At 43.2% G+C, this 23,879-nt stretch carries 24 protein-coding genes, 1 pseudogene and 2 riboswitches; of the genes and pseudogenes, 14 read left to right on the forward strand and 11 right to left on the reverse strand.

Annotated elements, in window-relative coordinates; all coding sequences use genetic code 11:
• Positions 1-108: 108 nt before the first annotated feature.
• Positions 109-1,068, reverse strand: a complete 960-nt coding sequence (gene isp / locus MHI44_RS18705) for a serine protease Isp (RefSeq protein ID WP_029946400.1) — start codon at positions 1,066-1,068, stop codon at positions 109-111.
• 222 nt (positions 1,069-1,290) lie between these two features.
• Between isp and rsbRB the strand changes: the two genes are divergently transcribed.
• Positions 1,291-2,124, forward strand: a complete 834-nt coding sequence (gene rsbRB, locus MHI44_RS18710) for an RsbT co-antagonist RsbRB (protein WP_003232560.1) — start codon at positions 1,291-1,293, stop codon at positions 2,122-2,124.
• A gap of 30 nt (positions 2,125-2,154) precedes the next feature.
• Here the strand turns inward: rsbRB and thiX are convergent, their stop codons facing one another.
• Genes thiX through thiU form a run of 4 tightly spaced genes read right to left on the reverse strand, consistent with a single transcriptional unit; the run spans position 2,155 to position 5,727 of the window.
• Entirely contained in the window at positions 2,155-2,919 is a 765-nt protein-coding gene (thiX, locus tag MHI44_RS18715) for an HMP/thiamine ABC transporter permease ThiX (protein WP_339202526.1), read from the reverse strand.
• Positions 2,894-4,537: an energy-coupling factor transporter ATPase gene (locus MHI44_RS18720; protein WP_339202527.1), complete on the reverse strand. Its 1,644-nt coding sequence runs from the start codon at positions 4,535-4,537 to the stop codon at positions 2,894-2,896. The genes thiX and MHI44_RS18720 overlap by 26 nt, the downstream gene beginning before the upstream one ends.
• On the reverse strand, positions 4,524-5,123 hold the full coding sequence (locus MHI44_RS18725; RefSeq protein WP_339202528.1) for an ECF transporter S component: 600 nt from the start codon (positions 5,121-5,123) through the stop codon (positions 4,524-4,526). The genes MHI44_RS18720 and MHI44_RS18725 overlap by 14 nt, the downstream gene beginning before the upstream one ends.
• 1 nt (position 5,124) lies before the next feature.
• Positions 5,125-5,727: an HMP/thiamine ABC transporter substrate-binding protein ThiU gene (gene thiU, locus MHI44_RS18730; protein ID WP_021479434.1), complete on the reverse strand. Its 603-nt coding sequence runs from the start codon at positions 5,725-5,727 to the stop codon at positions 5,125-5,127.
• Positions 5,728-5,823: 96 nt separating this feature from the next.
• Positions 5,824-5,936: riboswitch (TPP riboswitch) on the reverse strand.
• 101 nt (positions 5,937-6,037) lie between these two features.
• Between thiU and ykoG the strand changes: the two genes are divergently transcribed.
• The 7 genes from ykoG (at position 6,038) to mgtE (ending at position 11,453) form a co-directional block, all read left to right on the forward strand.
• Positions 6,038-6,724 (forward strand): two-component system response regulator YkoG, encoded by a 687-nt coding sequence (gene ykoG, locus MHI44_RS18735; RefSeq protein WP_003232551.1) that lies wholly within the window; start codon positions 6,038-6,040, stop codon positions 6,722-6,724.
• 3 nt (positions 6,725-6,727) lie between these two features.
• On the forward strand, positions 6,728-8,092 hold the full coding sequence (ykoH, locus tag MHI44_RS18740) for a two-component system sensor histidine kinase YkoH (RefSeq protein ID WP_032677392.1): 1,365 nt from the start codon (positions 6,728-6,730) through the stop codon (positions 8,090-8,092).
• The gene (locus MHI44_RS18745; RefSeq protein ID WP_339202529.1) at positions 8,089-8,769 is read left to right on the forward strand and encodes a PepSY domain-containing protein; all 681 of its coding nucleotides are present in this window, start codon (positions 8,089-8,091) and stop codon (positions 8,767-8,769) included. Before ykoH ends, MHI44_RS18745 begins: the two co-directional genes overlap by 4 nt.
• 91 nt (positions 8,770-8,860) lie before the next feature.
• Positions 8,861-9,373 carry a PepSY domain-containing protein gene (locus MHI44_RS18750; protein ID WP_339202530.1) on the forward strand — a complete coding sequence of 171 codons (513 nt, stop codon included), beginning with the start codon at positions 8,861-8,863 and terminating at the stop codon, positions 9,371-9,373.
• Between the two features lie 82 nt (positions 9,374-9,455).
• On the forward strand, positions 9,456-9,593 hold the full coding sequence (locus MHI44_RS18755; protein ID WP_003218541.1) for a transcriptional regulator SplA domain-containing protein: 138 nt from the start codon (positions 9,456-9,458) through the stop codon (positions 9,591-9,593).
• Positions 9,594-9,700: 107 nt separating this feature from the next.
• Positions 9,701-9,866: riboswitch (M-box (ykoK) riboswitch) on the forward strand.
• Positions 9,867-9,957: 91 nt separating this feature from the next.
• Positions 9,958-10,080: a hypothetical protein gene (locus tag MHI44_RS18760; protein ID WP_009967087.1), complete on the forward strand. Its 123-nt coding sequence runs from the start codon at positions 9,958-9,960 to the stop codon at positions 10,078-10,080.
• A gap of 17 nt (positions 10,081-10,097) precedes the next feature.
• Positions 10,098-11,453: a magnesium transporter gene (mgtE, locus tag MHI44_RS18765; protein ID WP_003232543.1), complete on the forward strand. Its 1,356-nt coding sequence runs from the start codon at positions 10,098-10,100 to the stop codon at positions 11,451-11,453.
• Positions 11,454-11,495: 42 nt separating this feature from the next.
• Here mgtE and tnrA read toward each other — a convergent pair whose 3' ends face one another.
• Complete coding sequence (tnrA, locus tag MHI44_RS18770; RefSeq protein ID WP_003232541.1) at positions 11,496-11,828, reverse strand: MerR family transcriptional regulator TnrA; 333 nt, start codon at positions 11,826-11,828, stop codon at positions 11,496-11,498.
• Positions 11,829-12,022: 194 nt separating this feature from the next.
• Here tnrA and MHI44_RS18775 point away from each other — a divergent pair, with 194 nt between their 5' ends.
• From MHI44_RS18775 to MHI44_RS18785, 3 genes are all read left to right on the forward strand, one after another.
• Positions 12,023-12,178, forward strand: coding sequence for a hypothetical protein (locus MHI44_RS18775; protein WP_003232538.1), 156 nt, complete (start codon positions 12,023-12,025; stop codon positions 12,176-12,178).
• An 87-nt stretch (positions 12,179-12,265) separates the two neighbouring features.
• Positions 12,266-12,448, forward strand: coding sequence for a stress response protein YkoL (gene ykoL, locus MHI44_RS18780; protein ID WP_003245766.1), 183 nt, complete (start codon positions 12,266-12,268; stop codon positions 12,446-12,448).
• A gap of 132 nt (positions 12,449-12,580) precedes the next feature.
• Entirely contained in the window at positions 12,581-13,045 is a 465-nt protein-coding gene (locus tag MHI44_RS18785) for a MarR family transcriptional regulator (protein WP_003232536.1), read from the forward strand.
• A gap of 5 nt (positions 13,046-13,050) precedes the next feature.
• Here the strand turns inward: MHI44_RS18785 and MHI44_RS18790 are convergent.
• A pseudogene (locus MHI44_RS18790) lies at positions 13,051-14,180 on the reverse strand (glycosyltransferase).
• 91 nt (positions 14,181-14,271) lie between these two features.
• On the opposite strand from MHI44_RS18790, the gene MHI44_RS18795 reads away from it, so the two are divergent.
• Complete coding sequence (locus MHI44_RS18795; RefSeq protein ID WP_024572091.1) at positions 14,272-14,823, forward strand: hypothetical protein; 552 nt, start codon at positions 14,272-14,274, stop codon at positions 14,821-14,823.
• Between the two features lie 27 nt (positions 14,824-14,850).
• Here the strand turns inward: MHI44_RS18795 and MHI44_RS18800 are convergent, their stop codons facing one another.
• Positions 14,851-15,663: a metallophosphoesterase gene (locus MHI44_RS18800; protein ID WP_015715771.1), complete on the reverse strand. Its 813-nt coding sequence runs from the start codon at positions 15,661-15,663 to the stop codon at positions 14,851-14,853.
• Positions 15,664-15,855: 192 nt separating this feature from the next.
• Here MHI44_RS18800 and MHI44_RS18805 point away from each other — a divergent pair, with 192 nt between their 5' ends.
• Together MHI44_RS18805 and MHI44_RS18810 are read left to right on the forward strand one after the other, a co-directional pair.
• A complete protein-coding gene (locus MHI44_RS18805; RefSeq protein WP_046380975.1) occupies positions 15,856-17,550 on the forward strand; it encodes a DUF6044 family protein in 1,695 nt (564 codons plus the stop codon).
• A gap of 12 nt (positions 17,551-17,562) precedes the next feature.
• The gene (locus tag MHI44_RS18810) at positions 17,563-18,576 is read left to right on the forward strand and encodes a glycosyltransferase family 2 protein (protein WP_015252230.1); all 1,014 of its coding nucleotides are present in this window, start codon (positions 17,563-17,565) and stop codon (positions 18,574-18,576) included.
• A gap of 25 nt (positions 18,577-18,601) precedes the next feature.
• Here the strand turns inward: MHI44_RS18810 and MHI44_RS18815 are convergent, their stop codons facing one another.
• Genes MHI44_RS18815 through MHI44_RS18825 form a run of 3 tightly spaced genes read right to left on the reverse strand, consistent with a single transcriptional unit; the run spans position 18,602 to position 23,815 of the window.
• On the reverse strand, positions 18,602-20,437 hold the full coding sequence (locus MHI44_RS18815; protein WP_029317704.1) for a DNA ligase D: 1,836 nt from the start codon (positions 20,435-20,437) through the stop codon (positions 18,602-18,604).
• A 3-nt stretch (positions 20,438-20,440) separates the two neighbouring features.
• Positions 20,441-21,376 (reverse strand): Ku protein, encoded by a 936-nt coding sequence (locus MHI44_RS18820; protein ID WP_010886496.1) that lies wholly within the window; start codon positions 21,374-21,376, stop codon positions 20,441-20,443.
• 36 nt (positions 21,377-21,412) lie between these two features.
• Positions 21,413-23,815, reverse strand: coding sequence for an EAL domain-containing protein (locus tag MHI44_RS18825; protein ID WP_029317705.1), 2,403 nt, complete (start codon positions 23,813-23,815; stop codon positions 21,413-21,415).
• Positions 23,816-23,879 lie beyond the last annotated feature (64 nt).

The following is a 23,879-nucleotide window of genomic DNA, read 5'->3' on the forward strand; positions in this document are numbered from 1 at the left end:
GTTGAATCATTTGTTGGTAATCTTAACAGTAATTCAAATTCATTGTCAACATAGAATTTGAAATTTTTATTTACATGATGTGGTGTATATTATATAAGAAAAATAATCTTATAGGGTCAACAAATGTGATTGCTCTGCTTTTTCTGCGAGCTCATCAGGAGCTGTTAAATACAGGAATCCATTGCCTGCCAGCGTTTTTGCAATATCAAGAGGAAGTGTCCTGCGGATTAGCTGTGCGAAAACCTCAGATTCAGAAAGCTTTCTTTGAAATGATTCTTCTTCATAGCTTTTGATTAAAGCAAGCGCACCGCTGACATGAGGGGCAGCCATTGAAGTGCCGGTCAGCTTACCGTACTTCTTGTTGGGAAGGGTGGATAAGATGTTTTCTCCTGGTGCCACAAGGTCAATCTCTTTATTCGCGTTAGAAAATTCTGATAATTCTCGCGCTACAGAAACAGATCCAACTGCAATCACTTCATTATAAGCTGCGGGGTAGGAAAGCTCTTCTGTGCGTTCGTCGCCGTCACCTTCATTTCCCGCTGCACAAACGACAAGCACTCCGTTTTTAACTGCGTTTTTCACTGCTTCTTCCAGCTCTGGCACATCGCTTGGCCCTCCAAGGGACATTGAGATGATGTCGACTTTCTGTTCCACCGCGTAGTTGATGCCGTTGATTATCCATTCGTATTGTCCGCTGCCGTTCTCGCCGCCAAGAACCTTCACAATCAATAGGCTTGCCTCAGGCGCGACTCCGGCAATGCCTCCGTTTGAATCATTAGCTGCAATCGTTCCGGCGACGTGTGTGCCGTGTCCGTTGTAGTCGGAAATCGCATCTTCCTTGCCGCCGTCGTCATCCGTGAAGTTCTTTCCGCCGATGATTTGATTTTTTAAATCAGGGTGGCTTGTGTCACAGCCCGTGTCTAATACAGCAACTTTAATATTTTTGCCTTTTACCCCTTTTGCCCACATTTCTGGCGCCTTAATCACTTTAATGCCCTCAGGAAGCTCGTTTACATCCATGATCTTCTCATTCGTCACATACGGGATCAAGCGGATTTCACCATTCATAAAAAAGCCCTCCTTTTTTATGCTTTCAAGTGGATTCAAGGGTGTTGCCTTATATTATATGAAAAAAGCAAGCGCTCGGACAGAGCCATTTGAAGCATTTTGAAAAAATAGGATACACACCAAAGAATTAGTAATCTTCAAAATATTGGATGGCTTCGGCGTGTATGACTGGGATTCAACTGTAAGTCAAGTTATAATAGTGTTGGGGAAAGGAGCAGTGTCATGAAACTGAATGAAAAATTATATGCATTTTTTTCAGAGCATGTGGAACAAATGGCCGAGGAATGGATTGAAACGATGGAGGAAAGTGATCCGAATTCGCTTTACGCCCTACATAATGCAACAGTAACGGAAGAATTGAAAGAGCAGGACAGAGAGTTTTACCGGCATCTGAATTACATGTATGTTTTACCGGAAAAACAATTTCTCGAAGAGTTTCAAGAGTGGGTCATTGAGCTGACCAACGATCAAAAACATCTCGACACACCGGTTCAGTATGTCATTCGGGAGTTTATGAGAAACAGGAGATTATATACGAAGTATTTTGAGAAGTTCGCAGAAGAAAATGAGTCAGCGTTTGAACCGGGAGAGAAGCAAAAATGGGCAGATTTGATTGTAAAAGTATTTGATTTCACCATTTATACATTCGTTGATCACGCTGAAATGAATGCCAAGCAGCAATTAAACGCCCAAAGAGAAATGATATTGGAACTAAGCTCACCTGTCATTACCCTGAGCAAATCAACAGCTCTGCTGCCGCTTGTCGGTGACATTGATACCGAACGGGCGAAGTTTATTCTGGAAAACACGCTTCAAGCTTGTGCGAAAAGACGTGTGGAGCATCTGTTAATCGATCTGTCAGGTGTTGTTGTGGTGGATACGATGGTGGCGCACCAGATCTTTAAATTGATTGAGGCGCTAAATCTGATCGGTGTCCGGTCAACCCTGTCAGGAATCAGGCCTGAAATTGCGCAAACTGCTGTACAGCTGGGGATTGACTTTTCGAATATTACCATTAAAACCAACCTTGCCCAAGCATTAAACTATCATCAATAAAAAAATCCGCTATCTGTGATAGCGGATTTTTTATGATGCGAAACATAAAGATACGAGAAAGGATCCCGCGAATAATAAGAGGACGAGGCAAAAGAACACCCAGTCGTGCCGGTTCACGCTCAATGTCCTGTAGTATGTCCGGTTTCTGCTTCCTGTAAATCCTTTCGATTCCATTGCAAGCGCTGTCCGTTCCGCTTTTCTGATGGCGCTTGCCAATAGGGGTATGGTATATCGTTTTAACGCACTGATTTTATTCATGATGCCGCTCTCCGCCGCTCCTCCTCTGATTTTATGAGCCTGCTGAATCAGCTGGACCTCATCCTTTAACAGCGGAAGAAAGCGAAAGCCTGCAATGACACCGTACGCGAGCTTTGGTGAGAGCCTGCACTGCTGGACAAGGCTCAGCATAAATAAAATCGGATCGGTTGTAAAAACAAACATCATCGATAAGGCGGAAAAGCATAAAATACGAAACCCAAGGGAGATGCCGACAGACACATTATCGCTGTTAATTGAGATAGGGCCTGCTTGAAACAAAAAATTATCCGGTGTTGTCGGCACCTTTCCAAAAACTGCGGCTGTCCACACGCACCCGAATGCTAAAATCAAAAACGGAATCGTAAACAACAACCATTTTTTCAATGGGATTCCGGCCGCCAGTAGAACGCCCGCAACGATGATGATATAAAAACATGCCGGAGTGTAAGGGTTGTAAATAAACGACAGCATGACGACACAACAAAAAACCGCCGCCGCTTTCACAGTCGGATTAATGAGATGTAACGGCTGCTTCATCACGCACCTCCTCTTGATATGCCATCCATTCATATAGAAGGGGAAGGGTGAGCTTTGCTTTTTGGACAAGCCCTGTTTCTTGAGAAAACAACTGCGCTGGAGATCCGTCAAAGGCCAGGCCCGTATCGTGAAGCACAAGCACGCTGTCAGCATACGAAGAGACTAGCTCCATATCGTGTGTAATCATAAGGACAGCGGTTCCCTCTGCCTTGATACGCTGAATCATTTCCATGCATTCAGCCGCCGTGCGGGCATCCTGGCCAAAGGTTGGTTCGTCTAATAATAAAACCTTTACGTCATGCATGAGCATAGTAGCTACGCTCAGTCGCCGTTTTTGCCCTTGGCTGATCGCAAACGGATGATGATCAGCCAAATGCTCAAGACCAAAACGCTGCAGCAGGTGTTGCGCTTTTTTCTCAGTTTCAGCATTTGCTTTCTGGCCGAACAGAAGCTCGTCATACACCGTATCGGTGACGAATTGATGCTCAGGGTTTTGAAAAACAAATCCCATCCGTTTACGCAATTCTTTTTCTTTATATTTCTGCAGCGGCTGGTCATAAAGAAGGATTTTGCCGCTTTGCGGTTTCATGAGACGGGCCAGAACTGATAAGAGCGTCGATTTTCCAGTTCCGTTCGGACCGACAAGCGCCGTTAAAGAGCCTTCGCGCAACGAAAAGCTGATGTCTTTGAAAATCGCCTGCTGTCCTCTCGCGAACGAAAGGCTGCTGACTTCAAGCACACTCTCCCCAGGAGGGGCTTTCTTCTTTTTGACACGCCCGGCAGGAATAGGCTCTTTGAACAGCATCTCTTTTGATAAAGTAAACGGCATACTCAGCTTTTCCTGCAGATGACAGACCTTTGGAATGGCGATGCCCAATTTCTTTAGTGTCTCCGCTTCATGCTGAAATAGATTTTTCGTCAGGCCATCCAGCGCCTTTTTGCCTGATTTGTCGAGTACGATCGTTCTCTCAATCCAAGGCGCCCATTCATCAAGCTGGTGCTCAATGACGAGGAGGCTGAAACCTTTTTCCCGCTGAAGATCCTTCATCAGATGAACGAACTCCTGCGCTGAGAAAGGGTCTAAAAGAGAGGTCGACTCATCTAAAATAATAAGCTCAGGCTCCATCGCCAAAATACAGGCGAGAGCCACTTTCTGCTTTTGTCCTCCTGAAAGGGTTGAGATCATTTTTTCTTTTAAATGGGTAATGCGTAATTTTTCTAATACGGCGTTGATTTTCTCTGTCATTTCTTCTTTTGGAATTTGCAGATTTTCCAGCCCGAACGCTATTTCGTCCTCCACCGTCAGCATGCAGAACTGCTGATCAGGATCCTGAAAAACGACCCCGGCATGCTGAGCAATCGTTTCGGAGGTTTCAGCATCTGTGACCGGCTTTTGAAATAGAAAGACATGTCCGGACTGAACGCCGTCGCAAGCCTCCGGATATAGACCGTTTAAACAAAGGGCGAGCGAGCTTTTGCCGCATCCGCTCGGTCCTAATAATAAAACACATTCTCCTTTTTGAAGCTCAAACGAAATGTCTTGAAAAACCGGTTTCTCGTCTTCTTCATAAGAGAAGCTGAGCTGCTCAACCGTCAGAAGCTCATCAAAGGCTTGCATGTTCTGACGCCCGCTTCCGTTTCTTTTTCAGTTCCTTTCCGAGTGCCATTCCGTTTAACACACCTGTATAAGCGAGAGAGTCGCTGACAGCTTTTCCGAGAAGCCCCGCCAAAAGCGCGCCGGAAATGAGGCGGATCACAAGCATAATGAGCAGATAACCTGGTGAATAGGCTGCATAGCCAGAAACAAAGAGATCATAGATAAAGCTGGCTACTGAAGACCCCATACCGGCCAGCATAAGGACAGGGAGAGAGTATGCTTTCCAGCGTGTTGCAAGAAACACAGCCTCAGCCCCGAGTCCTTGAACAATGCCAATGACGATGACCATCGGGCCAGACGGATTTCCCAGCAGGCACTCAACGAGAGCGGCAATGATTTCAGAAACGAGCGCCGCACCCGGTTTTCGAATCATGTACGCGGCGATCACAGAAACGATAAACCAAATGCCGTAAATCGGTTCATAGGCGATTGACCCAAACATACCTGCAAGCACGTTTCCGAAATGTGTAAATAATAAATAAACAACGGCAAATACGATACTGATAACCGACATGATGACAATTTCTTTTACTTTCCAGCTTTTCATTTTATCCCTGCTTTCTGTTTTTTCTTGATGGACTGTTAGCCGAAAGATTCACAGTCATGGTGATGTGGTTTGTTTGCTGCTCAGCCATGCGGAAAACGGCTTCCAATGTGCTGAATACGTCATGCGCATCCCCGTCAAGCTCGCTCGCGTAATGGACACCCTGTACGAAAGTGCCTTGGGCTTTTGCAATGTCGACAGCCTTCATAATCAATCCCATATAATCCGGCTCGTTCATTGGATAAAGGGCAAATTGGCACGGCGCTTCCGCCTTCAAGCCTCGGACAGCATCATCATTGACACGCTTATCACCTTTGGAAAGATATGTATCCCCCTGTGTGTCACCCGGGCATCCAATGGAAAACGTGCCGTTCATGACGATGTGTTGTTCGCTGTTTGCTGCATGAAGGTAAATGGCTTTTGCAGCATCGAATACATGATCAATCGATCCGCGTAACACCGTGCTGATATGGTCGGTTTTCGTCCATACCTTGGATGTATCTGTTTTTTTCAGCGCAGACTTGATCACACTGATAAAATCATCCGTCATCGGATATAAAGAGAAGCGAAAACCGGCGATTTTGCTTGTACCGCAAATATGCTCCATTTCTCCGACCTCCTGTTTTTTTGGTAAAATAAAAAACTGCATATCCTAAGGGAATATGCAGTCATAGATCGATTAAGCGCACAAAAAAATACACCATTCGGTCAACCTGCACTTCCCCACGCTGGTATTATCCAGATCGGGTCATAAGGGATCAAAGCGCGTTTCTTCCGCGCTTTATCTCAGCCAAAACAGCACCCCTAGTGCTTTCCGTATACAATTTTTTATTTTGACATCATAATAGATGATAAGAATCATTTTGTAAACAACGAAATCATTTTTTTCAAATAGGGACGGGAGAGGATGATCAAATTTGGAAAAAGGACACATATTAATTGTGGAAGATGAAGAAAAAATCGCCAGGGTTCTTCAGCTTGAATTGGAATATGAAGGATACAGCGTCACGATCAAACACAATGGCACAGAAGGTCTTGATGCGGCAGCGGAAGGCGGGTATTCCTTGGTGCTTCTTGATGTCATGCTTCCGGGGCTTAGCGGACTGGAAGTGCTGCGCCGCTTGAGAAAAACGGATTCGCAGACACCGGTCATATTATTAACGGCGCGAGACAGTATTCCTGATAAGGTAACAGGTCTGGACATCGGTGCAAATGACTATGTCACCAAGCCGTTTGAAATCGAGGAATTGCTTGCGAGAATCAGGGCGGCGCTGCGGCAAAATGGAACAAAAACGGAAGATATCGGCACCTTTCTTACATATGACGATTTGCGGGTGAACGAAAAAACCCGTGAAGTGAGACGCGGAGACAAAGAGGTGGAATTAACGCCGCGGGAATTTGATCTGCTCGTCTATATGCTAAAGCATCCGCAGCAAGTGCTGACACGGGAGCAAATTCTAAGCTCGGTATGGGGATTTGATTATATCGGTGATACCAATGTCGTGGACGTCTACATAAGATACATCAGAAAAAAACTGGACTATCCTTACGAAAAACAGCTGATCCATACGATTCGCGGGGTCGGCTATGCCATTAAGGGGTAAACGATGAAGCTGAAGACCAAGATTCATCTATACACTTCGCTATCACTGTTGATTTTATTAATTTTGGTTCATACCGCAGTATATCTCATTTTTTCGTCTGCGCTGACATCAAAGGATGCGGCCCGGCTTGCTGATGAGACGGATAACATTGCCGAAGCGCTGCGTGCCGCTGAAACAGAAGGAGTGGCTTTGCAGGATATGCTGCAGGCCTATCTTCCGGCAAATGGCATGGTGCGTGTAGTGAATGGTGATCAAAAAGCCGTTATGACGATCACAAAAGAAAAAGCCTATAAAGATTTTCCTCTCTCTTTTCATAGCGGAGAAACGGCAGATGTGAGGAAACATGACGGCAAGCTGTTTGCCGAGGCTGCTGTTCCGGTGATTTGGACCGATGGACAAGTGGTGTCTCTTCAGCTGGTTGAAAGGCTTGAGAACACAGAAGAGAGTCTGTTTCTGCTGAAAATTATTTTAATCGCTGCAAGTGCTGCTGTCTGCATTGCTTCTTTTTTTGCAGGCAGCTTGCTAGCCCGCCGAATCATCAATCCGATCAGACGATTAATGATCACAATGAAAGACATACAGCGAGACAAAGAATTTAAAACGATTTCTTTAGAAGGACAGTCCAACGATGAATTGTATCAAATGGGGCTGACATTTAATGAAATGGCAATGATGCTGAAGGAGCACTATGATAAACAGCAGCAATTTGTTCAAGATGCTTCACACGAATTGAAAACCCCGCTCACCATTATAGAAAGCTACAGCAGCCTGATGAAGCGGTGGGGGGCAAAAAAGCCGGAGGTGCTTGAGGAGTCGATAGAAGCCATTCACTCAGAAGCGGTGCATATGAAAAAACTGACCAATCAGCTTTTGGCGCTGGCCAAAAGTCATCAAGAGCTTGAGCTTGATCTGAAAACAATCGATCTGATTGAAGCGGCGCGCGCGGTTATGCAAACGCTCCAGCCCGTTTATCAGCGTGACATATTGCTTGAAACAGATAAAGAGAGCCTGCTTGTAAAGGCTGATGAAGAACGCATCAAGCAGCTGTTGACCATTTTGCTTGATAATGCAATAAAGTATAGTGAAAAGCCTATTGAGATGTCAGCCGGAACGAGGAATGGACGGCCATTTCTGTCAGTGAGGGATGAAGGCATCGGAATACCTGAGGAGCATATCCCGCATTTGTTCGAACGGTTCTACCGGGCAGATGAGGCACGAAATCGAAAAACAGGCGGAACGGGTTTAGGCCTTTCCATTGCCAAGCAAATCGCCGATGAGCATGGCATTGAGCTGTCTGTCAAAAGCAAGCCGGGACAAGGAACAGCTGTCACCATGCAATTCAGCGAACAGAATGGGGGAGGCCGATGACTAAAACAATAAAAATAGTATCTTTTGCTGCAGCAGCCATTTTAGTTGTCATCATCTGTACGTTTCTCATCATTCGGCAAACCCATGAGAACGTATTGTCAAAGGAGACTGTCGTAAAAAAAGTCGAAGCCTCCTATGAAGGCAAGGTCACGAAAGCAACTCAATCAAAGGATAAAAAAACATATGCTATAACCCTTGAAAATCCAAAGGGAACTTACTTTGTAAAAGCAGACGCAATATCGGCTGACATTCTTTCAATGAATAGAGTAAAAGCAGTGAATCCATCTGCCATGACAGAAAAAGAAGCCGAGCATCTCGCGCTTGAGCGAGTGCCGGGAACGGTCAAAAAACAAACACGACAAAGTCGAGTTGCCACTTATACCATACAAAAAGAAGACGGGAAAACATACGAAGTGAAGGTAGACATGCAGGCAAAAACAGTCTTGTCTGCCGATCAAATCAGCAGCAAAGATCAACAAAAAACGCCGATTACGAAAAAAGAAGCCAAAACAATTGCAGAGCGAAAAACGGGTGGAACAGCGGATGACGCAGATCTCGAAGAAAGTGAGGGCACTCTCATCTTTGAAGTAGACGTTGATCTTCCTGATAATAAGGAAGCGACAGTGAAAATCAATGCCTACACAGGAAAGGTAGCTAACATTGTGTATGAAGACTGACGGTTTCTCATCAAATTCTCATCTTGCTCTCGTTTTCCTTTCATGTTGAGTGTGTAAACTGTACTCATACAAAACAAAGGAGGACTCACAAATGCTCAAGAAAAAATGGATGGTCGGTCTTTTAGCAGGGTGCCTAGCGGCCGGAGGATTCAGCTACAACGCGTTTGCCAAAGAAAACAATGAAAACAGACAGGCTTCTTCTAAGACGGATGCACTCACTGAACAAGAAGCAGAAGCAATTGCTAAAACAGTTGTTGACGGCACAGTAGAAAACATTGACAGAGACCTTTACAACGGTAAAGAAGTCTATGAAGTGGAGATTGAAAAAGAAGGTGAAGACTACGACGTTTATGTAGATATTCATACAAAACAAGCGCTTAATGACCCGCTAAAGGAGAAAGCAGAACAAGTCGCCATAACCAAAGAAGAAGCTGAAGAAATTGCTTTAAAGCAAACAGGTGGAACCGTAACAGAAAGTAAGCTTGACGAAGATGACGGTGCTTACATCTATGAAATGGAAATCCAAACGAAGCAAGGAACTGAGACAGAATTTGAAATTTCCGCAAAAGATGGACGCATTATCAAACAGGAGATAGATGACTAATCAAAACCCCCGCTGCAGCGGGGGTTTTTCATGATAAGAAACCTTCTTTTGGACAATCTAAGTAGAAAAGGAGGCGAAACGCATGGAAAAGAAAGAGGAGCAATACATCAATCAGGCTGAATATGTCCCTCATCCGACGAAGGAAGGAGAGTATGCCTTATTTCTTCATGAAACGTATCATTTGCTTTCTGAAGATGACGAGACACAAACAACAGAATAAGGGCTTTGGCCCTTGTTTTGTTCCGTAATTGTGATGTAAGCGCATTTATTACTTTTTTGAGTTGACACAGCTTGTTTTTTTCTGTAATCTCAGTGTGTCAATTCAATTAGGAACTTCGTTAGGTGAGGCTCCTGTATGGAGATACGCTGCTGCCCAAAAATGTCCAAAGACGCCAATGGGTCAACAGAAATCATCGACATAAGGTGATTTTTAATGCAGCTGGATGCTTGTCCTATGCCATACAGTGCTAAAGCTCTACGATTGAAGGCGCCCGCACGCTTTTTTTGCCGTGCTTCTTTCACCTTCAATCCCGAAGGCTTTTTTTATGCCTTTAAAACGAAACCAATCAAAGGAGGTGCGGAGTATGGATTCTCCCCATTCGAGTCAATCTGAAGAAGTACCCATATACTATGACAGCAAGACAATTGATTACACGATGAGGAGACGAACTGCCGCACCTTCTGGCGAGGCCGGCACGTCTCCGTAGAGGAGGTACGAGTCCCGATGGTTCAAAACATGACCTATGACGAACTCATTTTACGCATCATTATTTTACTGCGAGACGGGAAAATCAGGGATTTCAGAAGTGTTATTGATGAGCTTCAGCCCTATGACATGGCATTTATTTTTAAAGAAATGCCGGAAAAACACCGCGCCCGCTATTTATCTTATTTAACTGTAGACGATATCACTGATATGATCGGGGAGCTGGAACGCGAATTTCAGCTTGTCGTCTTAAATAAAGTCGGAAAAACAAAAGCAACACTGGCGATGAACAAAATGGACAACGATGACCTCGCTCAATTGCTTGAAGAAATGGACGAAGAACTGAAGGAACAGCTTTTGTCCAGCATGGAAGCGTCAGAATCAAAAGCTGTACAGCTCTTGATGAATTACCCGGCTGATTCAGCGGGACGCATGATGACAAACCGATATGTGTGGATTCCTCAGCATTACACGGTAAAAGACGCGGTCGTCAAACTGAAAAGCTTCGCTGAAATAGCTGAATCGATCAACTACTTATATGTTATTAATGAAAGCAAACAGCTGGTTGGGGTTCTTTCCTACCGCGATTTGATTCTGGGTGAACCTGAAGAAAAGGTGCAGGATTTAATGTTTACCCGCGTCATATCAGCAGATGCTCTTCAGGACCAGGAAGAAGTTGCCCGCCTGATTGAACGTTACGATTTTTTGGCAATACCGGTTGTAGAAGAAAACAACGTGCTTGTCGGCATTGTGACGGTCGATGATATTATCGACGTCGTTATTCGGGAAGCTGATGAGGATTACGAAAAATTTGCCGCTTCCGGTAAAGACATCACCTTTGACACAAAAGCTTACGTGGCGGCATACCGGCGCCTGCCATGGCTGATTTTACTCTTGTTTATCGGACTGATTTCAGGAAGCATTATCAGCTATTTTGAAGATGCGCTGAAGCAGGTTGTCGCGCTTGCGTTTTTCATGCCGATGGTGTCAGGGATGACAGGAAATACGGGAACACAATCTCTCGCGGTTGTCATCAGAGGTTTGTCTAAAGAAGAAATGAACAAAAAAACGATTGTGCGTCTAATCTTCCGGGAGTTCAGAACAAGCATTTTTATCGGAGCGGTTTGTTCTGTGCTGATTGCGATTGTCTCCATCATATGGCAGGGGAATGCGCTTTTGGGATTTGTTGTCGCCTCTTCACTGTTCTTAACCTTAATCATCGGCACGATGTCAGGAACGATTATCCCTATTATTTTGCACAAACTGAAAGTAGACCCGGCGATTGCTTCTGGACCGCTGATTACAACGTTAAACGATATTTTATCTTTATTAATCTACTTTGGCATTGCCACTGCATTCATTCACTCATTATAAACGTAAAAAGTCCGTCTCAACTGCGAGCCGGACTTTTATTATTTAACGGTTTTTGTACCGAAAGTGAGCATTAAGCTGCCCCTCCAGCATTTTTTTCCGCACTTGCGGATCGTTTTTTAACATCTGTTCTTTTTTGCGCATATCCTTTAAAATCTCTGCCGTCTGTACGCCGTCTTCACGTTTATTGGCGATATCCATCAGCCGCTCCACATCGGCAAAGGAGTATTTTCTTGTTCCCCTTGAAGAACGCTGCGGGTAAATGAGCTTTCGTTCCTCATAATACCTGATCTGTCTTACGGACAATCCTGTCAATTCACTCACAATTCCGATTGAAATCACTTTTTTGTCTTTATAAGAATGATCTTCTGTGGTCATTTTTCCACCCCTGGATGTCTTTTGATAATAGTATATAAAAAACAAAGAGAAAAAACCTGACGCTTGTCATATTTTCTAACATCAAATAGAAGATTTTTGAAAAAATACGGAAGAAAAATTAACAAGAATAATGCGTAACACCCAAGCGCGTTTTATCCTTTATGTAACGAATCAAACGAGGAGGAAGGATAATCATGGAGGAAGAAAAAGCGGTCTCACTGGCAAAAGAAATTATAGAGTTGGATATCAAGCGTGATGAAATGCTGGAGACGTTTATGCAGCTTGCCGGAGAACAGGCTTTTCAATTATTAAGATCGGTTCAAAACGGACAATACCGAAAATCTTCGTAAACATAAATTCTTTACATTAGATTCATACCACGTTCATTTAAAAAGAGTATCTTTTGTATAGGATACCTCAAAATGAAGGAGGACGCTATGAGTAATTTATTGAAATCCGCTTTAGAAAAAGAACGACGCCATTATTCTGAAAAACTCTATCAGATAGGGGTTTATAATAAAGAGGTCATGAACAAAATGACGATTTCTGAGCTTCGGAAAGAATATGCTTATTTCTTTCGAAGCATTACAAATCATAAAAATTATCCTTATACAAGATAATGTATAAGGATTTTTTTGCTTTTAGAAGGAATTTCTCGAATTATAGCGAATACGTATAGTAAGGGACTGAACTCTTATTATATGTAAGGGTTTTCATTATTTTTTTATAAAAATCCTATATACGAGGTAGATATGATGAGATTATCGTTTAACGAAGAAGAAGTTGAGCGTGCGATGAATTTGTACAGAGTTTTTGCAAGGGCTTTCAAAAGTGTGTCCGAACATAGTATCCGTGATAGCAAAGAGCACGGTTTTAATCCCACTGAATTTGCTGTACTGGAACTCCTGTACACAAGAGGCCCGCAAAAATTACAGCAAATTGGGTCGAGACTTCTGCTTGTAAGCGGAAACGTCACATATGTTATTGACAAACTAGAAAGAAACGGGTTTTTAGTAAGGGAGCAGGACCCGAAAGATAAACGCTCTGTTTACGCACATTTAACTGACAAGGGAAATGAGTATTTGGATAAAATTTATCCGATTCATGCACTGCGTATTGCGAGAGCGTTTTCAGGCCTTTCGCCTGATGAACAGGACCAGCTGATTGTCCTGCTCAAGAAAGCAGGCATACACAGCCAGCATTTGCTGTTTCGTTAACTATTCTACACTCTCTGTTTCAGGAGAGTGTTTTTTTGTTTCATAAGATTCTTTTTAAAACATCTTCAATCTTCCTATCAGACATTTCGCCAAGGTATCCATTGACGTGTTTTTTATACTCCTTCATCTGTTCGTTCGATTGAAAAAATGCCGCGATATACTCTTCTGCTTTCTTCATGTCCCAGTTTCTCATATCTGTGACGAGTTTCCTTTCATGTAGAAGGTTTAAATTCATTTCCTCCTGTCCCGGCAGTGCATGATAAATAAATACCGGAAGCCTCTTCTGTAAGCATTCACTGATGGTCACGCCTCCGGGTTTTGTCATGATGCCTGTCGCCTGTTCGTACAAACGGTTCATCTCTGCTTTGCTGTGAAGGTAAGGAATCGCCTCAATCAAGGGGTGGTGTAAACTTTTGACATAGGAGTAGAGCTTTTCGTTTCTGCCGCATAATATTTTGTATAAGATCTTTCCGCCTGGCGACAGTTCCTGCACCCATTTTAAGTGCCCGCCGACCCCCATACTGCCCCCTGTGATGATGATGGTATATGGCGGGTGGTGCTGCAAGGTATCTGCTGATTCCATTTCAAAATTTCGGTGAACTGGAATGCCGGTCAAGTATATGTTGTTCTGATCGATCCCCTCTGATATTAGCTGCTTCTTTACTTCCGTGCTCGGAACAAAATGGTAATCAATGTTCTTCCGTCCCCATAATTGATTTACGAAAAAATCAGTGTATACATTCACAACCGTCAGATTCGGATATTCAGGCTTTAATCGGTTCAGCAGATAAGAAGGCAGCGCATGTGTGCAGAAGGCGATATCAGGCTGTTTTTCTTGGAGGATGTGCCTCATTTGCTGTGTGAACAGCCATTCGTACATGAAATAGCGTTTGTCATGCTGAAATTCTCCGCAGGCGAGGAGCCTGTAAATGCCGCTGTACGTTTTCGGGAAATATTGAATCCATTTTAAATAAGCCACGGAGGACAATTTTTCTAACCGCCTATACGCATGTGAAAAGATATCAATCTTTTCTGATGCCAGCCCTTGAGACTCTAATTCAGCCTGCAATGCATCAGCCACATGATGATGCCCGGTGGAAATGCTTAAAAAAGGAAAAATGAGAATGTTTTTCATGACAGTCCTCCTTAAAAAATATGGCAACTATATTTTGAGGAGAACGTTCACAAAATATAAGGGTGTTTTTGATCACAAGGAAGGTGAAAAGATGAAAACCTGTTTCCTTTCCATTTGGAGAATGGTTGATCCGATTTATTTCTTTTTTTCAAGGCTAAGCTTGATTGACAACGATCAAAAAAGCGTCTTTCGAGTCAGGCTGACGAAGTATAAAGGACATCATGTCGTACTTAGCGATGGAACGCATATTAGAAAAAATGATGTGCTCGTTAAAATTCATCTGCACAATATTAAGCTGATAAGAGAACTGCAAAGCATTGAGAGCGCGGTCAGAAAGGGAATCATTATTTATCAGAAAGTATATCAATCGATGCCGCTTCTTCTTGACTATATCAACAATCATAAAAAAAGCGAGAAAATCAAAGGAATCATTGGGATTACAATGCTTGACAAAGGTGTGGAAAGGCTCGGCTTTGATGTGATCACCCCGGTGAACCCTTTTTACAGGTGCTTTAAAAAAGTGTCCCATGTGCCGATTTTATATTTGACTTCAAAGCCTGTGAGCTTGCGGCATTTACCGAATTCATCCTATTTGTTTATCTCAAAAGAAAAGCTGCAGAAAACCTATCAAAAAAAAGACTGATGCCTCGGTCAGCACAGTCTTTTTTGATTAAATCTGATGAAATGTTACTTCAGGGCGGCTTCCGACACGGATATTTACGCCGGTTTGTCCCAAGCCCTCGCTGATATAAAATGGTTTATCGTGATGATAATGAAGGCCTTTAATCATGTTCATTCGCACGAGCTTTCCCATTTTCACCAAATGATACGGTTTTGGCCAGTGAATTTGCCCGCCGTGAAAATGCCCTGACAGCAGGTAATCATAATGAACATCTTTCATATCCAGAATAATATTTGGGTCATGTGTTAAGACAAGATGATAGCCATTTTCTAGACTTTGATAAGAGCCGGTGATATTACTCCGATTCGTACTGTAATCATCAATGCCGATAATATTGACTGGCCCTGCAGCCGTCTCGATTCGAACATGTTCATTTTGCAGCGTGATACAGCCGTTTTCCTCTAAAACTCGCTTCAATCTCCGAAAGTCCTCTTCTTTCAATACATAATCGTGGTTACCGAACACCGCGTACATTCCATATGCAGGCTTTAGCTTTTGCAAGGCGTTCAAGTAACCTGCCAGTTTCGGAATATTACGTTTCCGATCAAGAAAATCCCCGGTAAGAGCAATGATGTCCACAGGCTGATCTTTTGTTAAATGATACAACTCCTCAGGTGAGACTGAAATGTTTTCCAAGTGAAGATCAGATAAATGAAGGATATTTAATTTTTTTCTGGCTGGAAGGCCGTCTTTTTGGTCGATTGAAATGGTGTTGACTTTCACATCTTTTGTATTGCGGTTCGCTTTATATAGAAATGGCACAAATACGAGTATGGCCAATGAAAGTAAGATTGTAAACAAAATATATCCCCTCCCTTCTATCAGTATAGTAAGTGATCAAGCCCTATGGATAGCGGGAATTAATGGGTAGAGACAGGCTGAAAAACGGATTGTCATATGATGAATGATTTGGAAGGGAAAAGGGATAATAAATTTTGACACATGAGGCAGAACATGCCGAAGGAGTCAGAATAACAAATGGATGTGTAAGCAATGTTACGATTGATGAGACAACAAAAAAAAGAAACATATTATCTCTGGATCGCATTATTTCTTCTTTTATTGTATGTATCCCCGCTTTTTATTTTAAAGGAAGATGCCCATATCCGGGTCCACGATAATTTAGATTCCAACATCGCTTGGTACAAGGTTCTGGCCGATAGCGGAGAAATCGTCGGCAAGGTTGACGCTGCCATTCCGCAAATCATTAACGGGCTGCCCCGGGATGCCTTTGGCACCGAGTGGAGCGGAATTGTTTGGCTCCATGCTTTCTTTTCTTCCATGACCGCCTATGCAATAAGCCAGACGGTTACAAGAGTTGTCGCTTTTTTTGGAATGTATGTGCTGCTGAAGAAACATATAATCCCGGAACCAAAAGCGGCTTTCATCCGAATTGGCGTATCGCTTGCATTTGCCTTAACACCGTTCTGGCCTTCGGGAATGCTGAGTACGCTTGGGTACCCTTTGGCACTGTGGGCTTTTTTAAATATCCGAAAAGGGGATATCTCATGGAGAGAGTGGCTGACGCTGGGCTTGCTCCCTCTATACTCAAGCTTTGTTCTAGGCTTCTTCTTTTTCCTGGCAGGGATGGCGTGTTTTTGGCTGTATGATGCCATTACAAAAAGAAGATGGAATTTGATGTTCTTAGGCAGTATTGCATTTATGACGAGTATCTATCTTTTCGTTGAATATCGGCTTGTCTATTCGATGCTGTTTGAGCACGCACCGATGCATCGTATCGAATTTATCTCATCTAGGCATGACGTTTGGCATTCTCTTCGGCTATCCATAAAAAACTTTGTCTATGGCCATAATCATGTGATGACCGTTCATACCGTTGTCATCCTTCCGATCCTGATGGTCGTATTTGCTGCTCTGCTGTTCAAACGAAATCGGACAAAGCCAGAAAATGTTTATCTGTTTTTATGTGTGCTTAATTACGGGTTGTCATTATGGTATGCGTTTTGGTTCAACAAAATTTGGGCTGTTCCAAAGCAGAAATTTGCTTTTTTAGCAGAATTTAATTTTGCCCGTTTTCATTTTCTTCGGCCGCTTGTTATATACGTGAGCTTTGCGCTTGCTTTATATCTCATTTGGCGGATGGGGAAAGGATGGAAATGGCTTGTGTACGCCGCAGTCGCTGCACAGCTGATGGTGTTGGCGCCTTTTAATGAAGAATATACGTATGGCGTTCATTACAACGCGCCGACATTCAAGGAGTTTTATGCATCGGAACAATTCAAAGAGATTAAGGAATATATCGGACGTCCGCAAGATTCGTACAGGGTGGCGAGCATCGGACTGCATCCGTCTATCGCCCAATATAACGGGTTTTATACGTTAGATACGTATAACAATCTGTATCCGCTCTCATATAAATATGAATTTAGGAAAATCATCGAAAAAGAGCTGGAAAAAAATTCTCGGCTGAAACAATACTTTGATGAATGGGGCAGCCGCTGCTACCTTTTTGTCGATGAACTCGGTAAACGATATGATTTCAAAAAGAACTCGAAGAAAACGATCAACAACCTTCAATTAAATACAGATGTATTTAAAAAAATGGGCGGACGGTACATTTTTTCTTCAGTTCCGATCATGAATGCTGAACAAAACCATCTCGCGCTCGTAAAGACGTTTGACCATAAAGATTCCGCCTGGCGCATTTATTTATATGAAACAAGATAAGGAGGATATCGATTGAAACAGTCACAGCCAGTATTAACCATCGTCGTCCCGTGTTTCAATGAAGAGGAAGTGTTTCAAGAAACAAGCCGTCAGCTGACAGAGGTTGTAGATGATTTAATTGAAGAAAAATTAATTGCTGAAGACAGTAAAATTCTGTTTGTCGATGATGGCAGCAAAGACCGCACTTGGGCTTTGATTGCTATGGAGAGCATAAGAAACAAGAAGGTTACCGGCTTAAAATTAGCCTGCAATGTCGGCCACCAAAAAGCGCTTTTAGCCGGACTGCATAAAGCGAAGAATAGGTCAGACTGCGTCATTTCGATCGATGCTGATCTTCAGGACGACATCTCTGTGATCCGGGATTTTATGCTGAAATATCATGAGGGCTGCGAGATCGTTTACGGTGTACGCCGGAGCAGAAAAACCGATACCTTTTTCAAGCGCACGACCGCGTTAGGGTTTTATCGTCTCATGAATAAGCTTGGGATTAAATTAATTTATAATCATGCTGATTTTCGTTTAATGAATAAAAGGTCCCTCGAAGAGCTCGAGCGTTATCCGGAAGCGAATCTGTTTTTAAGAGGTATTGTCCCCATGATCGGCTTTAAATCGGCCGAAGTTTTGTATGACCGCAAGGAACGCTTTGCCGGCAAAACGAAATATCCGCTGAAAAAGATGCTATCCTTCGCTTTTAACGGGATTACTTCATTCAGTGTCGCACCAATTCGATTCTTTACGCTTTTAGGGTTTGTTTTGTTTTTCCTCAGCGCTGTGGCAGGGATTGGTGCGTTTATTCAAAAGCTGCTCGGCCATACGAATGCAGGCTGGGCGTCTCTTATCATATCCATTTGGTTTTTGGGCGGGCTGCAATTGATGGGAATTGGAATCATCGGAGAGTATATTGGAACGATTTTTTCTGAAGTGAAAAGACGGCCGAAATACGCGATTGATATTGATTTGTATAATGAACAGCTGAGCCCGCTTCAGCGCCAGGAAAAAGAGCGGTTAGAAAAAAAGTACAGTTAAACACGGAAAGAGCTGACTTCATTAGTCAGCTCTTTTTCTTCAACTGATGCAATATAGCGCTAAGCGGTTCGTCTTGCGGGTTGCGGTAAAAATCAAAAAATGGGCAGCCCTGCTTCTTAATTCGATCGATGACCGTATCAATTGTAAACAGAGCGGGTGTTAAAGATGATTGCACCTCATGCCAGTAGAGCGGGGCTGCAACAGTCCCAAGCTCATTTCCTCTCGTCGAATAGGGACAGATAATCGTTTTTCCTTCTGCATGCTGCAAATAATCAAGATACAATTTGCCGTGTCTGTTTTTAATCAAGCGTTCAGTGGTAAATAGCTCGGGAAATGCATTGGTGCAGTACTCTGCGATTAGCTGCGTAAATTGGCGTGTTTCTTCATACGTAAATGCCTCGGGAGACAAGGGAATATAAAGCTGGATGCCTTTGTTGCCGGACAGCTTCGGGTACGATGTGATGCCAAAGGAATCCAACAGCCGCTTCAGTTCATTTGCGGCCTGCACGGCCATAAGAAAGTCATCTCGCGAAGGCGGGTCTAAATCAATGACAATCTCAGCCGGACGCCTGCTTTTAATGGTTTGAAAAGGAACGTGAAACTCCAAAGCAAGCTGGTTGCAAAGCCATAGCAATGTAGACATATCCTCACAGACAATATATTCATGGCTTCCATCATAGAAAGACTGAACAAAATCCGGCGCATAGTCCGGCTTGTTTTTTTGGAAAAATGATTCGCTCCTAGATCCATGCGGATAGCGGATGACGGTGACAGCCCGGTTTTTCAGAAATGGGAGCAGGTAGTCACTGACTTCAATCATATACTGAATAAAATCTTCTTTTGTTTTTTTATTCTTTTCAAATATGATTTTATCCAGGCTTGTGAACTGGAGCTTTGGGTGAACCGGTTTGGAGTGTCGTATGACTTGCGCATACGTGCATTCGGTCCAGTCCATTTGGAATTCGAAACCGATAAACGATACCTCTCTTAATGTGCCTTGGAGAATTGTTAAGTATTGAACAGCTGCACAAATCGAAGGTTCAAGCGTAAATTCGCCTGAGGGTGTTTGATGTCCGTGCTGTTCCATAATCTCGCGTATAGCGCTTTTTTCCTCATCACGCATTCCGTGCGAGACAGAGGCAATCGGTGTCATTATTCCGTTTTTTAACACCGATACCGTCAGAAACCCGTTGTTAGGGTTGAACCCTGTTATGCAAACATAAGCTTGTTTAAAGTTTTTATATTTGAGCCAATCGGACGACCGCTTCTTTTCAAGCCATTTGCTGTTTGTTTTCTTCGCTACAATTCCTTCTCCGTCATATTTTATTACCATCTCCCAGAGTTGATCAAAATGATCATAACAGGGAATGGATTGAATGGTTTCTTTTGCGTAAGGATCTGGAGATGCAGGAAGCTTTGCTGCGGATATGAGTTCACGCAGCGATTTTTTGCGGTCCAAATACGAAAGAAGCGTTACATCTTCTCCGCTTCGCTCTAACAAATCAAAGGCGAGAAAGCAGCACGGCCGCGCGTTTGCCGATTCCTGAATCTTGTCTGGCCTTTTCAAACGCCCCCGCACTTGAAGGTGTTCAAAATCTGCACGACAGGGATTCACCAAACATACGATTTCACCGTCAAGTGTCAGCGGAAGCTCTTTTTCTAGGTGCTGAAAGGCAGTTTTGGCGAATTGTGTGATTTCAGGGAAGGTGCTGCTGAGCTCCACACCATTTCTGCTGGTTAAGGTCACACCTGAAGAATGGATGCGGAGAATACAGCGGTACCCATCATATTTTACTTCGTAACGCCATTCTGCTCCGATTGGCGGTGACGAAGTTAAGACCGGCTGCATGGTAAACGCCATGCGCTATGATGTGCCGGAGGCTTTTTTTCTAGTTGTTTTTTGTTTTTTATCTCCGGCTCCTTTCGGTTCAGCGGCTTGTGCAGGTGCGGCAGCCGGTGTCTCCCGGTTCGGCCTTCTGGTTCTGTCGATGCTGGCTTGCAGAGCGCTTACCAGGTCAATGACATCTTCACGAGGTGGCGCTTTATCAGGAGTGACAGCCGTTTCTTTATTTTCTAGCTTGTCGTTGACTCTTTGCAGCAGCGCCTGTCGGTACGTGTCTTCATATTTCTCAGGCTCAAACTTAGCAGTCAGTTCATCTATTAATGTGATAGCAGTTTGCAGTTCCTTATCGTTTACATTCGATTGATCAGGTACACCTGGGACTTGAGCGGCGCTTCTGACCTCATCGGGATAATGGATAGACTCCATGACGATACAATTTTCATAAACGCGGAGAATCGCCAGCTGCTGCTTTGACCTGATTGTCATATTGGCGATACCGATCTTTCCGGTTGAGCGCAGCGCCTCACGCAGCAGGGTATAGGCCTTCGTCCCATTATCCCCGGGGCCGACAAAGTAGGAGCGGTTAAAATAAATCGGATCAATTTCCTGAAGCTGAACAAAGTCAACAATCTCAACTGCTTTCTCCTCATGCTCCTGTTTTAAGCTTTTTAAATCTTCGTCTGTCAGCACTACATATTTTCCTTTTACATATTCATATCCCTTCACAATTTCATCAGGACTAAGAGTTTTTTCGCAATTTGTGCAAACTTTCTCGTATTTGATTGGTGCGTGATCCTCTTTATGGAGGCTGCGCAGTTTAATATCTTTATCTTCTGTGGCCGCATATAGCTTGATGGGGATGTTTACTAATCCGAAGCTGATCGATCCCTTCCACATTGTATGCATATCGATAAACCCCTTTTTTTCTTTAGTGTGAAGAGAAGGAGTACGATTCATGTGTAGTAACTTATGGGTGAAAAAAAGCCGGCGCTGTTATTGCGACGGCTGTTCAATAATGAATTGTTCGAATTGTTCCGGAGGTATTGGCCTGCTGAAAAAGAAGCCCTGCAAATGGTCGCAGCCTTTTTCAAAAAGAAGCTGCTTTTGAGCTGCATTTTCCACACCTTCGGCAATCACCTGCAAAGACAGCTGATGCCCCATGGCAATAATAGCTCCGGTAATTTGCTCTGATTTAGGATGGGTCTGAATATCGTCAATAAATGATTTGTCAATCTTCAGCCTGTGAATCGGGAAGTCCTTCAAATAGCTAAGAGAGCTGTGACCAGTACCGAAATCGTCAATACTGATTCTGATTCCTAATTCTGTTAGGGATGACAAAACCTTTTTGGAGTGATCGAGATTGTCCATTGTCATGCTTTCCGTCACCTCCACTTCAAGAAGCTGCGGAGGAAGCTGGTATTTATTAAGCGTATCCTTGATGAGGGGAATCAGATCTTCGGATTGGAACTGTCTGGCGGAAATATTAATGGCGACAGAAAGATCATAGCCTTTGTCGTGCCAAATCCTTGCCTGCTTGCATGCTTCATCTATAATCCACTTTCCGATATCAATAATAAGTCCCGTTTCTTCTGCGACACCGATGAATTCTCCGGGCGGACGCAGTTGCCCGTCTGGTGTCACAAGGCGTATCAGTGCTTCTGCTCCTGTCATTTTTTGTTTTTTTACACTGAATTGCGGCTGATAATGCAAGACAAATCTATCGTTTTCGATTGCTTCTCTGAGTACCATCTCTTGGTTAAGCTTGACGGTTTCTTTGTTGCCGATTGAAAAAGAATAGTATCTGTATTTGCTTTTGTTTCGTTCTTTAGCCGCATACATCGCCATATCAGCCTTTTTCATCAATTCAAGGCCATCCGTCCCGTCTTTTGGAGATATCGCAATCCCGATACTGACAGATGTGACAAGGGTGTGATCTTGAATTTTGAAAGGTTTTTTGAATATTTGGATAATTTTTCTTGCTAAAACATCTGCTTCGCCTGTTCCTGTATTGGCGTCTGTTAATATAATAATAAATTCATCACCGCCAAGACGGGCGATAAATCCGTTATCAGGGACTACAGATGACAAACGTTTAGCCGCAAACTGAAGCAGTTGATCCCCGACATTATGCCCTAATGCATCGTTAATCACTTTAAACCGGTTTAAGTCGAGAAAGAAAACAACGGTGTTATAATGCAAGGTATGCTCGCGATTCAGTACCTTTGTTAGATGAGAGATGGCATGTCTTCTGTTAGGTAAGTCTGTAAGCGAATCATAATGAGCCATTCTATGGATTTCTTTTTCTGCTTTGTACTGCTTCGTCATGTCTTTGCAAATGACATAAATGCTGTCCAGTTCTTGATTGACCTCAACAGGTATGAGAGTAATATTTAAGTGAAACTGGCCTTTTTCAGTGATAAGTTCGCCATCACTGTTCATCGCTTGTTTATCTTTTTTAACTTGCTCAAAAAGGCGCTTAATCTTCAGTGATGTGTAATTCCTCCAGTCATGCATGCTGAAGCCAAATTTGCTGATCATTTCCTCACCAGCGTGATTGGAAGATATTATGTTTCCTTCTAATGATAAAATAAAGATTGCATCAATATTGTGGACGATTAAAGACTGAAATCGCTGTTCGTTATCCTTTATGCGTTCGCTCTGTTTAATAAACTTTCGATCTGCATGGGAACTGAATAACAATAACGTTTGGATACAAAAAATAATTAAAGTAACAAAAATTGACCAATGAAACGTTTGCACCTCCATATGGCTTCCGGGCGGAGCCATGTCCTTATGGAAAGTTGCCGCAAGCATCCCTGTGTAGTGCATGCCCGAAATCCCAATGCCCATTACAATTGAACTGACGACTTTATAGAATATAAGATGCTCAGAATGTTTTTTTACGGCCAAGTCAAAGAATATTTTTAACGAGACGAAAGAGGCTGCAATCGCAATGATAATTGAAACTGTAAATAAAATAGGTTCGTAAATAATCATTACCCGGGAAATGGCAGACATTCCGATATAGTGCATAGAAGCAATAGATGCGCCAAGCACAACTGATCCGGTAAGCAGTCTGTAATATGTAAGAATGTGCCGGCTGACAAAATATAATGACACAAATGATCCCGAAACAGATGCGCCAATGGCTGCCATTAAAGGCATGAATTCATATTCCATCGGCATTTCCATATGGACGGCCATCATCCCTACAAAATGCATTGACCAAATACCGAATCCCATAATAAGTGAGCCGCCGATCAGCCAAATTTTACTTTTTAATCCTGTATTGATGGTGACTTTCCTTGAAAGTTCAAGGGAAATATACGAGGCGGTACAGGCAATTAGAATAGATAAACATATGAGAGTCGTATTATATGTAACGTGTATTTCCAAATGGAGATTCCCCCCGTATCGTGTGTTCCAGTCTTGTTGACTCTCTTTATTATCGGCTGCTTAA

This window comes from Bacillus sp. FSL K6-1366, assembly GCF_037976695.1.
Classification (GTDB): domain Bacteria; phylum Bacillota; class Bacilli; order Bacillales; family Bacillaceae; genus Bacillus; species Bacillus subtilis.

Coding starts and splice junctions, on each gene's coding strand:
- isp (WP_029946400.1), bottom strand. CDS start 1,068: ATGAATGGTGAAATCCGCTTGATCCCGTATGTGACGAATGAGAAGATC.
- rsbRB (WP_003232560.1), top strand. CDS start 1,291: ATGAAACTGAATGAAAAATTATATGCATTTTTTTCAGAGCATGTGGAA.
- thiX (WP_339202526.1), bottom strand. CDS start 2,919: ATGAAGCAGCCGTTACATCTCATTAATCCGACTGTGAAAGCGGCGGCG.
- MHI44_RS18720 (WP_339202527.1), bottom strand. CDS start 4,537: ATGCAAGCCTTTGATGAGCTTCTGACGGTTGAGCAGCTCAGCTTCTCT.
- MHI44_RS18725 (WP_339202528.1), bottom strand. CDS start 5,123: ATGAAAAGCTGGAAAGTAAAAGAAATTGTCATCATGTCGGTTATCAGT.
- thiU (WP_021479434.1), bottom strand. CDS start 5,727: ATGGAGCATATTTGCGGTACAAGCAAAATCGCCGGTTTTCGCTTCTCT.
- ykoH (WP_032677392.1), top strand. CDS start 6,728: ATGAAGCTGAAGACCAAGATTCATCTATACACTTCGCTATCACTGTTG.
- MHI44_RS18745 (WP_339202529.1), top strand. CDS start 8,089: ATGACTAAAACAATAAAAATAGTATCTTTTGCTGCAGCAGCCATTTTA.
- MHI44_RS18750 (WP_339202530.1), top strand. CDS start 8,861: ATGCTCAAGAAAAAATGGATGGTCGGTCTTTTAGCAGGGTGCCTAGCG.
- MHI44_RS18755 (WP_003218541.1), top strand. CDS start 9,456: ATGGAAAAGAAAGAGGAGCAATACATCAATCAGGCTGAATATGTCCCT.
- MHI44_RS18760 (WP_009967087.1), top strand. CDS start 9,958: ATGGATTCTCCCCATTCGAGTCAATCTGAAGAAGTACCCATATACTAT.
- mgtE (WP_003232543.1), top strand. CDS start 10,098: ATGGTTCAAAACATGACCTATGACGAACTCATTTTACGCATCATTATT.
- tnrA (WP_003232541.1), bottom strand. CDS start 11,828: ATGACCACAGAAGATCATTCTTATAAAGACAAAAAAGTGATTTCAATC.
- MHI44_RS18775 (WP_003232538.1), top strand. CDS start 12,023: ATGGAGGAAGAAAAAGCGGTCTCACTGGCAAAAGAAATTATAGAGTTG.
- ykoL (WP_003245766.1), top strand. CDS start 12,266: ATGAGTAATTTATTGAAATCCGCTTTAGAAAAAGAACGACGCCATTAT.
- MHI44_RS18785 (WP_003232536.1), top strand. CDS start 12,581: ATGATGAGATTATCGTTTAACGAAGAAGAAGTTGAGCGTGCGATGAAT.
- MHI44_RS18795 (WP_024572091.1), top strand. CDS start 14,272: ATGAAAACCTGTTTCCTTTCCATTTGGAGAATGGTTGATCCGATTTAT.
- MHI44_RS18805 (WP_046380975.1), top strand. CDS start 15,856: ATGTTACGATTGATGAGACAACAAAAAAAAGAAACATATTATCTCTGG.
- MHI44_RS18815 (WP_029317704.1), bottom strand. CDS start 20,437: ATGGCGTTTACCATGCAGCCGGTCTTAACTTCGTCACCGCCAATCGGA.
- MHI44_RS18820 (WP_010886496.1), bottom strand. CDS start 21,376: ATGAATCGTACTCCTTCTCTTCACACTAAAGAAAAAAAGGGGTTTATC.